The organism is Curtobacterium sp. MCBA15_007, assembly GCF_001864905.1.
GTDB lineage: Bacteria > Actinomycetota > Actinomycetes > Actinomycetales > Microbacteriaceae > Curtobacterium > Curtobacterium poinsettiae.
On sequence record NZ_MJGM01000023.1, the window covers coordinates 1 to 12591 of the forward strand.

At 71.9% G+C, this 12591-nt stretch carries 11 protein-coding genes, 1 tRNA gene and 1 pseudogene; 3 read left to right on the top strand and 10 right to left on the bottom strand.

Annotated features, from left to right (window positions below):
* Positions 1–74: 74 nt before the first annotated feature.
* A complete protein-coding gene (polA, locus tag BIU95_RS11005; RefSeq protein ID WP_235517497.1) occupies positions 75–2717 on the bottom strand; it encodes a DNA polymerase I in 2643 nt (880 codons plus the stop codon).
* A gap of 149 nt (positions 2718–2866) precedes the next feature.
* Between polA and BIU95_RS11010 the strand changes: the two genes are divergently transcribed.
* Complete coding sequence (locus tag BIU95_RS11010) at positions 2867–3214, top strand: PaaI family thioesterase (protein ID WP_081612299.1); 348 nt, start codon at positions 2867–2869, stop codon at positions 3212–3214.
* 20 nt (positions 3215–3234) lie between these two features.
* Here the strand turns inward: BIU95_RS11010 and BIU95_RS11015 are convergent, their stop codons facing one another.
* From BIU95_RS11015 to BIU95_RS11035, 5 genes are all read right to left on the bottom strand, one after another.
* Entirely contained in the window at positions 3235–3705 is a 471-nt protein-coding gene (locus BIU95_RS11015; RefSeq protein WP_071251686.1) for a GNAT family N-acetyltransferase, read from the bottom strand.
* Positions 3706–3821: 116 nt separating this feature from the next.
* A complete protein-coding gene (locus tag BIU95_RS11020) occupies positions 3822–4427 on the bottom strand; it encodes an ANTAR domain-containing response regulator (protein ID WP_017887240.1) in 606 nt (201 codons plus the stop codon).
* A 128-nt stretch (positions 4428–4555) separates the two neighbouring features.
* A tRNA-Leu gene (locus tag BIU95_RS11025) sits at positions 4556–4637 on the bottom strand.
* 12 nt (positions 4638–4649) lie between these two features.
* Positions 4650–6140 (bottom strand): cell wall metabolism sensor histidine kinase WalK, encoded by a 1491-nt coding sequence (locus tag BIU95_RS11030; RefSeq protein WP_017887239.1) that lies wholly within the window; start codon positions 6138–6140, stop codon positions 4650–4652.
* Positions 6137–6820: a response regulator gene (locus BIU95_RS11035; protein ID WP_197068668.1), complete on the bottom strand. Its 684-nt coding sequence runs from the start codon at positions 6818–6820 to the stop codon at positions 6137–6139. Before BIU95_RS11035 ends, BIU95_RS11030 begins: the two co-directional genes overlap by 4 nt.
* 149 nt (positions 6821–6969) lie before the next feature.
* Between BIU95_RS11035 and BIU95_RS11040 the strand changes: the two genes are divergently transcribed.
* Positions 6970–7446, top strand: coding sequence for a hypothetical protein (locus BIU95_RS11040; RefSeq protein ID WP_139179755.1), 477 nt, complete (start codon positions 6970–6972; stop codon positions 7444–7446).
* Positions 7447–7471: 25 nt separating this feature from the next.
* Here the strand turns inward: BIU95_RS11040 and BIU95_RS11045 are convergent, their stop codons facing one another.
* Genes BIU95_RS11045 through BIU95_RS11055 form a run of 3 tightly spaced genes read right to left on the bottom strand, consistent with a single transcriptional unit; the run spans position 7472 to position 10687 of the window.
* Entirely contained in the window at positions 7472–8695 is a 1224-nt protein-coding gene (locus tag BIU95_RS11045; protein ID WP_071251688.1) for a helix-turn-helix domain-containing protein, read from the bottom strand.
* A 52-nt stretch (positions 8696–8747) separates the two neighbouring features.
* On the bottom strand, positions 8748–9146 hold the full coding sequence (locus BIU95_RS11050; RefSeq protein WP_042540264.1) for a DUF779 domain-containing protein: 399 nt from the start codon (positions 9144–9146) through the stop codon (positions 8748–8750).
* On the bottom strand, positions 9146–10687 hold the full coding sequence (locus BIU95_RS11055) for an aldehyde dehydrogenase family protein (RefSeq protein ID WP_071251689.1): 1542 nt from the start codon (positions 10685–10687) through the stop codon (positions 9146–9148). The genes BIU95_RS11050 and BIU95_RS11055 overlap by 1 nt, the downstream gene beginning before the upstream one ends.
* Positions 10688–10838: 151 nt before the next feature.
* Here BIU95_RS11055 and BIU95_RS19085 point away from each other — a divergent pair, with 151 nt between their 5' ends.
* Positions 10839–11378, top strand: a complete 540-nt coding sequence (locus BIU95_RS19085) for an HdeD family acid-resistance protein (protein WP_161598066.1) — start codon at positions 10839–10841, stop codon at positions 11376–11378.
* A 98-nt stretch (positions 11379–11476) separates the two neighbouring features.
* On the opposite strand, the pseudogene BIU95_RS11065 reads toward BIU95_RS19085, so the two are convergent.
* Positions 11477–12568, bottom strand: a pseudogene (locus BIU95_RS11065) (acyltransferase family protein); the annotation flags it as partial.
* Positions 12569–12591: the final 23 nt, after the last annotated feature.

A 12591-nucleotide genomic window follows, 5' to 3' on the forward strand; every position in this document is an offset into this window, starting at 1 on the left:
ACAGGAGGCGCGGTGCCAGCTGGCACCGCGCCTCCTGTCCGTCGACCGTCACCACCAGGGCCGGCGGCCCCGCGTCAGTGCGCGGCGTCCTCCCAGTTGCGGCCGACGCCGACGGACACGTCGAGCGGCACCGTCAGCTCGGCGGCGTTGCCCATCCGGGTGCGCAGGATCTCCTCGACGCGCTCCTGCTCGCCGGGAGCGACCTCGAGGATGAGCTCGTCGTGCACCTGGAGCAGCAGGTGGGACTCCAGCTCGTCGTCGCGCAGGTCGTCGGCGACCCCGAGCATCGCGATCTTGATGATGTCGGCGGCGGAACCCTGGATCGGTGCGTTCAGCGCGGCCCGCTCGGCGTTCTCGCGCAGCACCCGGTTCGGGCTCTTCAGGTCGGGGAACGGACGACGGCGACCGAAGATCGTCTCGGTGTAGCCGTCCTCACGCGCCTGCTCGACGACGTTGCGCAGGTAGTCGCGTACGGCGCCGAAGCGGGAGAAGTACTCGGTCATGAGCGTGCGGGCCTCGGACTGCTCGATGCGCAGCTGCTTCGACAACCCGAACGCGCTCAGCCCGTACGCCAGGCCGTAGGACATGGCCTTGACCTTCGTGCGCATCTCGTTGGAGACCTCGGACGGGTCGACACCGAAGACCCGGGCGCCGACGAAGCGGTGCAGGTCCTCGCCCTCGTTGAAGGCCTGGATCAGCCCGGGGTCGCCGGAGAGGTGCGCCATGATCCGCATCTCGATCTGCGAGTAGTCGGCGGTGACGAGCGTCGTGTACGGCTCGGCGACCGCGAACGCCGAGCGGATCCGGCGACCGACGGCGGTCTTCACGGGGATGTTCTGCAGGTTCGGGTCGGTCGACGACACCCGGCCGGTGCTCGTGCCGGTCTGCTCGTACCGGGTGTGGATGCGCCCGTCGACCACGGCGGCGTCGAGGGTGTCGACGATCTGCCGGAGCTTCGTGGCGTCGCGGTGCTGCAGCAGGAGCCCGAGGAACGGGTGCGGGTGCTGTTCCTGCAGGTCGGCCAGGCTCGCGGCGTCGGTCGAGAACCCGGTCTTGGTCTTGCGGGTCTTCGGCATCGCGAGCTCGGTGAACAGGACTTCCTGCAGCTGCTTCGGCGACCCGAGGTTGACCTCGTGCCCGATCTCGGCGAACGCCTGCTGCGCCAGCTCGGCGGCGCGCTCCCCCAGCTCCTTCGACAGGCCCGTGAGCACCGGACGGTCCATGCCGACGCCGATGGTCTCCATGCCCGCGAGCACCGAGACGAGCGGCAGCTCGATGTCGTCGAGCACCTGCAGCGAGGACGCGTCGATCCGGGCACGCAGGGCCGTGGTGACGCGGAGCACGAACCAGGCGTGCACCCCGACGTTGACCGGGTCGGTCTCGGGGACGAGCTGGTTCGGGTCGGCCGTCGGCAGTTCTTCGCCGAGCTCCTGGTAGACGAGGTCGGACAGCGGCTGCCCCTGCTTGCCGGGCTGTGCGAGCCACCCCATGATCCGGGCGTCGCCGGCGACGCCGTTCACCACGAAGCCGGCGGTGCCGAGGGCCTTGATCGCGGCCTTGGCGTCGTGGAAGTGCTTCGGTGCGTCGGACGCGAACCAGGCCGAGAGCTGCTCGTAGTCCTGGGCACCGCTGCCACCCGGCACGAGCACGGCGTCGTCGTGGGTCGCGATGCCGATGGCGCTGAGGCGTCCGTCGATGACCTCGACCGCGACGCCGTAGCCGTTCGCCGCCTCGGTCGCGTTCCGGCGTTCGAGCCAGTAGCCGAGCTCTTCGTCGATCAGGGTCTTGACGGGCGGCGGGGTCGGCGCACCGTCGTCGACGGTGCCCTCGGCCGAGGGTTCTGCGGGCTCGCCCGACCCGGCGACCTTGAACACGCGGTCGAGCAGCGTGCGGAACTGCAGCTTGGCGAAGAGCTCGCGCACCGCGTTCTCGTCGACGGGACGGAGTGCGACGTCGGCCGGACCGACGGGCAGTTCGACGTCGGTGACCAGGCGGTTGAGCCGGCGGTTCCGCACGGCACGGTCCCGCTGCTCACGCAGGTTGTTGCCGACGACGCCCTTGATCTCGTCGGCGTGCTCGAGGACACCGTCGAGCGACCCGTACTGGGTGACCCACTTGACCGCGGTCTTCTCGCCGACCTTGTCGATGCCGATCAGGTTGTCGCTGGTCTCGCCGACGAGGGCCGCGATGTCCGGGTACTGGTGCGGCTCGATGCCGTACCGCTCGTAGACCTTGTCGCGGTCGTAGCGGGTGAGTTCGGAGACACCGCGGACCGACGGGTACAGCAGCGTCACGTCGTCGTTGACGAGCTGGATCGAGTCGCGGTCGCCCGAGACCACGTAGACCTTGTACCCCTGGTCGGAGCCCTGCTTGGAGAGGGTCGCGAGGATGTCGTCGGCCTCGTAGTCCTCTTTCGTGACGGTGGTGATGCCCATCGCCTCGAGCGCCTGCTGCAGCAGCGGGATCTGGCCCTTGAACTCGGCCGGTGTCTCGGAGCGGGTGCCCTTGTACTCGGCGTACTCACGCGTGCGGAACGAGAACCGGGAGATGTCGAACGCCACCGCCAGGTGGGTGGGCTTCTCGCGCTGCAGGAGCATCAGCAGCATCGAGATGAAGCCGTGGATCGCGTTGGTGTGCTGCCCCTCGCGGTTCACGAAGCTGTCGACCGGCAGCGCGTAGAAGGCCCGGAAGGCGAGCGAGTGGCCGTCGATGACCATGAGGGTAGGCTTTGCGGAGTCCGACACCCGGACAGCCTACCGACGCCCGCTGACACGGAAGGTCGACGCAGACCGTGACCGACGACACCACCTCGACCACGATCGACCCCCGCCTCGATGACCGCGGCACGGGCGAGCTGGCCGAGAAGATGGGCATGGTCATCACCGAGCTCTCGGCGGAGCGAGCGGTCGGTTCGATCCCCGTCGAGGGCAACCGCCAGCCGGTCGGCCTGCTGCACGGCGGTGCCTACGTCGTCCTCGCGGAGAGCCTCGGGTCGATGGCCGCGAACGTGCACGCCGGGCCCGGCCGCTACGCCGTCGGCATCGAGCTCAGCGCCTCGCACTCCCGGAGTGCCACGAGCGGCCTGGTCACGGGCACGTGCACCGCCATCCACCTGGGCGGCACGCTCACCACCCACGAGATCGTCCTGACCGACGACCAGGGTCGCCGCTGCTCCACCGTCCGGATCACGAACATGATCCGCGAGCGTCGCTGACCGACGGGCCGACCGGCCGCTCAGTCCTCGGGCGGCCGCTGCAGCAGCAGGCGGGCGTCGCCGAAGCCGAGCCGCCGGTAGAGCCGCTCGCCGTCCACGCTCGAGTGCACCGACGTCCGCTCCGCGCCGAGTTCGTCCGCGACCTCGAGCAGGGCCGTGACGAGCCGTCCGGCGACGCCGGAACCGCGCAGCTCCGGGTGCACGTAGACCGTCTGCAGCTCGGCGGCGAACCGGTCGCCGTCCACGTTCGGCGCCGGCGGCCGCGGGTGCACCGCCAACCACGCCATGCCGAGCACGACGCCGTCCCGCTCGGCGACGACGCACCGGTGCGACTCCCGGTGCCGGGCAGCGAACTCCGTCATCGCCCTGCGGTACTCCTCCGGCGTCTGCGCCGGTGAGCGGCCGCCCTCGTCCACGCTCCACCGCCACCGCAGGTCGGCCACCGCCGGCATGTCGTCAAGCCGGGAGGCCCGGATCACCACGTCGTCCATGCCTCCAGCCTGCCAGGTGGTCGCGCCCCATGCCCCGCCCTCGGACGCAGGAACGCCGCCGACCCCGGGGGGTCCGACGGCGTTCCGTGAGCGACGGTGCTGTGCTGCGGCGTCCGCTACTTCTTGGCGCTGAGCTGCTCGATGATCGCCTTGGCGACATCGTGCATGGTCAGGCGGCGGTCCATCGAGGCCTTCTGGATCCAGCGGAACGCCTCGGGCTCGGTGAGGCCCATCTTCTCGTTCAGCAGGCCCTTGGCACGGTCGACGAGCTTGCGGGTCTCGAAGCGCTCGACGAGGTCGGCGACCTCGGCTTCGAGCGTGATGATCTGCTGGTACCGCGAGAGGGCGATCTCGATCGCGGGGAGCAGGTCGTTCGGGGTGAAGGGCTTGACCACGTAGGCCAGCGCGCCGGCCTCGGTGGCACGCTCGACCAGGTCCTTCTGGCTGAACGCGGTCAGCAGGACGACGGGAGCGATGTGGTTCTTGGACAGCTTCTCGGCTGCGGAGATGCCGTCGAGCTGGGGCATCTTGACGTCCATCACGACGAGGTCGGGACGCAGGTCGGTCGCGAGCTGGACGGCGGTCTCGCCGTCTCCGGCTTCACCGACGACGTCGAACCCGTTGTCGCGGAGGATCTCCACGATGTCGAGGCGGATGAGCGACTCGTCCTCGGCGACGACGACGCGACGGGGTGCTGGTGCTGTTGCTTCTGTGTCACTCACGGACGAAAGCCTACTAGACGACGGAACTGCCGCATCCCAGACCACGCAGATCGATCAGACGGATGGGCAGCTTGGTACGAGTGGCGGGACGCGGGTCCGAACTGCCCCGCACGCCGTGAGCAATTTCGTACGAGTGGCGGGACTTGAACCCGCACGCCGTGAGGCAGAGCATTTTGAGTGCCCCGTGTCTGCCGATTCCACCACACTCGCGAGGACTCCAGGCTAGCAGGACGCGCGCACCACCCCGGTCGCCGCCGGGAGCGACAACTCGAACACGGCGCCGCCCAGCGTGCCTTCCTCGCCGTACCGCAGCCCGCCGCCGTGCGCCTCGGCGATGCCCCGTGCGATGGGGAGCCCGAGCCCCGCTCCGCCCGAGCGGGCGTCCCGTGCGGCCTCGAGCCGGACCAACCGGTCGAACACCCGCTCACGGTGTTCCAGGGGGATCCCCGGCCCGTCGTCCTCGACCCGTACCACGGGGCCGGGTCCGCGGTCGTCGAGGCTGACGACGACCCGTCCCGTCGCACCGCCCGCACGTGCCGCGTTGTCGACGAGGTTGCCGAGGACCTGGGCGATCCGCTCGGCGTCGACGTCGGCCTCCACCGGGTGCTCGGGCACGACGACGTCGAGCTCGAGGGTGGGCAGCCGGAGCCGGAGCCGGTCTCCCTCGGCCGCCAGGAACGCCCCGAGCTCGACCACCTGCCGGTCGAGTTCGATCCCGCGGTCGAGCCGGGCCATCGTGAGCATGTCCTCGATGAGCCGAGCTGCCCGGTCGGCCTGCCGGACGACGTGCACGGCGAGCACCTCGCGGGTCCGGTCGTCACCGGCGCCACCCCGCACCAGGGTGTCGGCGGCCGCGCGGACCCCTGCGACGGGTGTCCGCAGTTCGTGCGCGGCGTCGGAGAGGAACGACCGGACGCGGGCCTCTGCGGCGACGGCGTCACGCTCGGCGCCCTCGACCGCGTCGAGCATCTCGTCCAGGGCGACGGCCACGCGACCGATCTCGGTGTCGCGGCGCGAGGGTCGGAGTCGCTGACCACGGTCACCGCCGGCGATCGACCGCGCCGTCGTCGCCATCTGGTCGAGCGGTCGCAGGGACCGTCGGACGACCAGGACGACGCCGAGGACGGCGATGCCGAGGAACGCCGCCGAGGCGCCGCCCATCACCCAGCCGAGCTGCACGAGCGTGTCCTGGACGTCACGGGTGCCGGCGGTGAGGGTGATCCGGGTGCCGTCGTCGAGCCGGCTCACCAGGGTGAGGACACCGTCGTCCTCGCGAACCGACGACGACGTGATCGTGGCGCCGTCGTCGGCGGGCGCCGGCGTGGCCGGATCGGTGGGTGTCCGTCCGACGCCCCCGCTGCCTCGCGGGACCGTCACGGGGAGGGAACCGGGGTCGGGCGGACCGGCGCGGAGCTGGTCCGGTGTCGGTCCGGCCTCGACGGCGTCCCCGTCCGGCTGGACGATCCGGACCGCGAGTCCCTGCGCGGAGAGCCGGTCGGCCAGGTCCTCGGCGTCGACGGTGCCGACGAGCGCCGCAGCGGCCGACGCACGGTCGCGCAGGCGGTCCTCGGCCTGGGCGCGGAGCCGGACGCCGAGCAGCCCCTCGACCGCGATCGTCAGCCCGGCGAGCAGGACGGCGAGCAGGACCACGATGGCGACGACGGTCCGCAGCCGCAGCGAGGTGGTCCGCAGGCGCCCGGCCTCAGCCCTCACGCTGCGGTCCGCTCGTCGCTGAGCCGGTACCCGATGCCCCGGACGGTGTGCACGAGGCGTGGTCCGTGCGCCTCCATCTTCCGCCGGAGGGCGCTGAGGTGGACCTCGACGACGTTCGCCGCGACGTCGTCGTACCCCCACACCTGGGTCGTGATCTGTCCCTTGGACACCGTCCGGCCCCGGCTCTCGGCCAGGAAGCGCAGCAGGCGGAACTCCGTCGCGGTGAGGTCGAGCAGCACCCCGGCGCGGCGGGCGGTGGCGGCGTCCGGGTCGAGCACGAGGTCACCCACCTCGACGACCGAGGGGATCCGGCCACGCCGTCGGAGCACCGCGGTCACGCGGGCGACCAGTTCGGCCATCGCGAACGGCTTCACCACGTAGTCGTCGGCCCCCTCGGCGAAACCGCGCAACCGCTCGTCGAGTTCGTCCCGCGCGGTCATCATGACGACGGCGGCGTCCGTGGCGGAACGCACCCGTCCGGCGAGCACGATGCCGCTCGGTCCGGGCAGCATCCAGTCGAGCAGGACGAGGTCGGGGGCGCTGCGTCGCAGGTCGTCGACGAGGTCCCGTCCGTCCCCGGCCTCGGCGACGAGGAAGCCCTCGGCGCGGAGTGTGGTCGCGACCGCGGTGCGGATGGAGTCGTCGTCGTCGACGACCAGGATTCGGGCGGGAGCAGGCACGGCGGACACCGTACGGCGCTCCGACGGCCACCGAGCATGGAGGACGCTGGAGAACCCCTGTGCTTCAGGCATGCTTCAGATTCGGACTCGAGCGTCGTCTGCAGCGGCGGATCACCCGGATCCGCTCGGACAGACGAACGGTGACCACCATGCACGACGAACGAGACGACTCGACCACCACTCCCACCCGACGACGCGGGGCGCTCCTGCGACGGGTCGGCATCGGCACGGCCGCGGCCGCGGTCCTGGTGCTCGGCGGGTTCGGCATCGCCACGGCGAACGCAGCCACGACCTCCCCGGCGCAGGGCACCCCGACCGGCGCACCGACCGGTGCGACCACGCCGGCCCCGGCTCCGGCCGACGGCGACACCGCGACGGTGCCCGCACCGCCCGAGGGCGGGCCCGCGACGGCGCCCGGCTGCACGGCGCTCCCGGACGCCGGTGCGCACGCGACCGTCCCCGCCCCGCCGAAGGGCGCCGACGGGAAGGCGCCGACCCCGCCGAAGGAGGGTGCGAAGCCCACGGCGCCGACCCCGCCGGAGGACGGCGCGACGGGGAAGGCCACGGCACCCGCCCCGGCAGCTCCCGACGCGACCACGACCCCTGCGCCGGCCTCCGGTTCCTGATCACCGAGCCGGGGAGCGCGCGCCGTCAGCGATCCCGATCGCGCGGGGCGCGCCTCCCGGCCTGGTCGTCCCGAGCGTCTCCGGAACCCTCGAGCGCCTCGATCGCCGCCACGAGACCGGCCCGTCGCGGCGATCGCCGCGGCAGCACCGCGAGCAGCGCGCGGAGGACGAACGCATCCGTCGCGCCGTCCGGCGTGCGTGCCCACGCGAGCAGGGCGTCGACGCCGCCGTCGGCGACGACGGACTCACGGAACCGCAGCCGCACCAGGTCACGGACCGCGTCGACGCCGGGTGCGGCGGAGCCCGGCAGGACCGGTCCGGCGTACCGGTCGACGGCCTGGAGGCGCGCCCCGCGTTCGAGCGCGGACAGCACGCCGTCGACGTCGGTCCGGACCCCGGTCACCCGGTACGGCCGCGACGTCACCGTCACGCCCGGCGCGTGCTGCGCGAGGACCCGGCGGAGCCGCACCACCTCGGCGCGCAGGGTGACGACCGCGCCCGGGTCGCCGTAGACGGCGGCGGCGAGGTCGGTCGCCGCGAGGCCGCCGGGGTGCGCGGCGAGCACGACGAGCAGTTCCGAGTGCCGGGCGGACAGCTCGACCCGGCGGTCGGAGACACGGAGCACGGCGGTGTCGGTCCCGAGCACGGTCAGCTCGGCCGACGGCGCGCGGGGTGTCCGCGCGCGTGGGCGGGCCGCGGCGAGGGCGAGCTGGGCCTCGGCGGCGGCGACCGTGGCGGCGAGCAGCGACAGCGTGTGCCGCTCGACGGCGCGGTCGTCGCCCGTCAGGTCGAGCACCCCGACGGTGGCACCGCTCACGTCGTGCACCGGGACGGCCGTGCACGAGAACGGCTTGACGGCGTTCGCGTAGTGCTCGTCGGAGCGGATCTGCACCGGACGGTCCAGGCGCAGTGCCGTGCCGGGCGCGCTGGTGCCGACGCGGTCCTCCGACCAGTCGGCCCCGGGGACGAAGCCCATGTCCTCGGCGGCGCGACGCGTGGAGCGGGCGCCGTCGACCCAGACGAGACGGCCCGCGGCGTCCGCGACGGCGACGACGCACCCGGCCGAGCGGGAGTCGTCGAGCAGCAGCCGGCGGACCACCGGCAGCAGGGTGGCGAAGGGGCCGTCGTGCCGGACGGCGTCGAGTTCGTCGTCGCCGAGGGCGAGGACCGGGGCGGCGTCGGGGTCGACCCGGGCGGACCGTTGCCACGATGCGGCGACGAGCGGGCGGAGCCGACCGGGTGCGCGCATGCGTCCTCCGATCGACCCCGCCCGCCGCTCCGTCGCGACGCGTGCGGTCAGCCTACGTCCGGGCCACCCGCGGGACCAGGCCGAGATCGGCGAGCTCGGCGTCGTCGAACATCCGCGACCGGGTGAGGAACCGCTTGCCCTCCGGGACCTCGACCGAGAACCCGCCTCCCCGACCGTCGACCACGTCGATCGTCAGGTGCGTGTACTTCCAGTACTCGAACTGCGACACCGACATGTACACCTCGACCGGGTCCAGCCCGTCGACCTGCAACGCACCGAGCAGGACGTCCCCCGGACCGGTCCGGAACATGCCGACGGGGTAGCACATCGGACTCGAGCCGTCGCAGCAGCCGCCGGACTGGTGGAACATCAGCGGGCCGTGCCGGGCGGTGAGGGTCCGCAGGAGCTCCCCCGCCGCCGGCGTCACCGCGACGCGTGCGGTGTCGGGCATCAGAAGAAGCCCATCGGTCCGTCTGCGTAGGAGACGAGCAGGTTCTTCGTCTGCTGGTAGTGGTCGAGCATCATCTTGTGGTTCTCGCGCCCGATGCCGGACTGCTTGTAGCCGCCGAAGGCCGCACCCGCCGGGTACTGGTGGTACGTGTTCGACCACACGCGCCCGGCCTGGATGTCCCGTCCGGCGCGGTACAGGGTCGTGACGTCCCGGCTCCACACCCCGGCGCCGAGCCCGTACAGGGTGTCGTTGGCCGTGGCGATCGCGTCGTCGTAGCCGCTGAAGGACGTCAGCGCGAGCACGGGCCCGAAGATCTCCTCCTGGAAGATCCGCATCGAGTTGTCGCCCTCGAACACCGTCGGCGTGACGTAGTAGCCACCGGAGAGTTCGCCGCCCAGGTCGGCGCGCTCGCCACCGGTCAGGAGCTTCGCGCCCTCCTGCTTGCCGATGTCGATGTAGCTCAGGATCTTCTCGAGCTGGTCGTTGGACGCCTGGGCGCCGATCATCGTCGACAGGTCGAGCGGATGGCCCTGCTTGACGGCACGGACGCGCTCCAGGCCGTCCGCGACGAACCCGTCGTAGATCTCCTTCGCCACGAGTGCCCGGGACGGACACGTGCAGACCTCGCCCTGGTTGAGGTTGAAGAACGTGAAGCCCTCGAGCGCCTTGTCGTAGAAGGAGTCCTTGTCGGCCGCCACGTCGGGGAAGAACACGTTCGGGCTCTTGCCGCCGAGCTCGAGCGTCACCGGGATGAGGCTCTGCGAGGCGTACTGCATGATCAGCCGCCCGGTCGTGGTCTCCCCCGTGAAGGCGATCTTCCGGATGTCCGGGTGCTGCGCGAGCGGTGCGCCGACCTCGATGCCGAAGCCGTTGACGACGTTGAGCACCCCGGCGGGCAGCAGGTCGCGGATGAGCTCGACGAGCACGTGGATGGACGCCGGGGTCTGCTCGGCGGGCTTCAGGACGACGCAGTTGCCGGCGGCGAGGGCCGGTGCGAGCTTCCACACCGCCATCAGGATCGGGAAGTTCCAGGGGATGATCTGCCCGACCACGCCGAGCGGCTCGTGGAAGTGGTAGGCCACGGTGTCGTGGTCGATCTCGCCGGCGGAGCCCTCCTGTGCGCGGATCGCCCCGGCGAAGTACCGGAAGTGGTCGATCGCGAGCGGGATGTCGGCGCCGAGGGTCTCGCGGATCGGCTTGCCGTTCTCCCACGTCTCGGCGACGGCGAGCATCTCGAGGTGCTCCTCCATGCGGTCCGCGATCTTGTTGAGGATGACAGCACGTTCAGCCGCGCTCGTCCGTCCCCAGGCCGGGAACGCCTTCCATCCGGCGGCGACGGCCCGGTCGACGTCCGTGGAGTCACCGCGGGCCACCTCGGTGAACACCTTGCCCGTGACGGGGGTGGGGTTCTCGAAGTACTGCCCGCTGGCGGACGGCACGTACTCGCCGCCGATGAAGTGGTCGTACCGGGATCGGTACTCGACCAGGGAGCCGGGCTCGCCGGGTGCGGCGTAGCTGGTGGGCGAGGGTGCGATGGTCATGGTGGTGCCCTTTCGACGACGCTGTCGGGGCGCACGGGTCGCGCGCCTGCTCCGCACGGTACGACCGCGGGGGTTGCAGGTCGTTGCACGGCCCGCGGCTCCGACGGGTAGCGTGCTGGACACCAGCGCTGGCGATCAGGGAGGAGCGCTCGTGGATTCTCGTGCCGTCAGGACGTTCCGGGTGTTCATCGTCGTCACCGCCGTCGTCGCCATCGCACTGGGCATCGTGGCCATCGTCTGGCCCCGCCCGTCGCTCGTGCTCGTGGCGCTGCTGTTCGGCGTGTACCTCGTCGTGGCCGGGGCACTGCGCGTCTTCGCCGCGGTGCGGGGGCACGGCACCCGTCCGGTGTGGCGGTGGACGTCCGGCATCGTCGGCGGCCTGGTCGCGGTCGCGGGGCTCGTGACCCTGCTCGACCCGGCGATCCCGCTCGTCGTCTACGCGGTGCTCGCCGGTGTCGGGTTCGTGATCGAGGGGATCGTGTCGACCGTCGGTGGGTTCGTCGGGCACCCGGGATCGTCGCGCGTGCCGACGCTCGTGAGCGGGGTGCTGTCGATCCTCGGCGGCGTGGCCGTGCTCGTCGCCCCGGTGCTCGCGCTCGCGGTCTTCATGGTGTTCGCCGGCATCGCGCTCATCGTCGTCGGCGCCGCTGCGCTGCTGCTGCTCCCCCCGCGCGCCGCCGTCCGACGCTGACCGCCGTCGCGGCGGCGGCGGCCGAAGGCGCCCTCGAGCAGCGCGCGTTGGTGCGAGTTCATGAACGGACGCTCTACCACCACGGCGAACAGCACGCAGAGCGCGACGGCGACGGGGGCGACACCGAACAGCATCAGCGCGAACTGCACCGGGGTCGGCAGGTCGAGCGGCAGGAGGAGCAGGTTCCCGAGCGCGAGCAAGGGGCTGTGCACCAGGTACACGCTGTACGACACCAGGCCGAACTGGACCAGGCGCCGGCCGCCGAGCACCCCACGCGCGCGGTGCGTCCCGGCGCGCCCCGTCCGCTGCCCCTCGGCGAGGACCATCAGGAGCAGGGTCGATCCGACGCCGACCACGACACCCACCGTGACCCCGGACACGGCGCCGGGCGCCACGACGACCAGGCCGTACGCCGCGACCAGCACCACGGTGGCGACGACCAGCGTCGAGCGCTGGTGACGCAGGAGCGCCCGCGCGAGGCGGGGACGTCGGCGGCGCAGCTCATCCTCGGGGCCGACGACCAGGGACGCGCCGTACATGCCCAGGGCGAAGATGCCCAGGAAGTGGGGCGCCGACCACGCGCCGACCCCGGTCCGGACGGAGACCGCGGCCAACACGAACAGCAGTGCGACGAGGACGAGCGGCGGCACGCGTCGCCAGACGACCAGGAGCACCGGCATCAGGAGCATGAGCTGCATCTCGATCGGCAGGCTCCACAGCGTCCCGTTGATGGTCGTGATCCAGTCCGGCGAGAAGTTGTGCACCAGGAAGACGTGCGCCACGATGCTCTGCAAAGTCACGGGGAGCTTGTCGTCCCAGAGCGTGCCGTGCGGGACCCCCATCACCGGCACGAACGCGATGAGTGCGAGCGAGACCAGCAGCGCGGCGAGGTAGGGCGGCACGAGCCGTCGGATGCGCCGCTGCGCGAACACCACGTAGCTGCTGCCGAGGGCGAGGTCCCGCCGTCCAGCCACCGCGATCATGAGCGTGAACCCGGAGATCGCGACGAAGGCGGGGACCCGTACGTCGCCGGCGTCGAGCAGGCGCCAGACGACGGGCATCGATTCCTCGAGCGCTCCGGCCACCCCGGTGAACCGAGCGGTGTGCGCCAGGACGACGAGGATCGCGAGGATCCCCCGGAGTCCGTCCACGTGGGCGAGGTCGAGCCGGGGAAGACGATCGGATGCCATCTCAACAGCATCTCACATCTCGT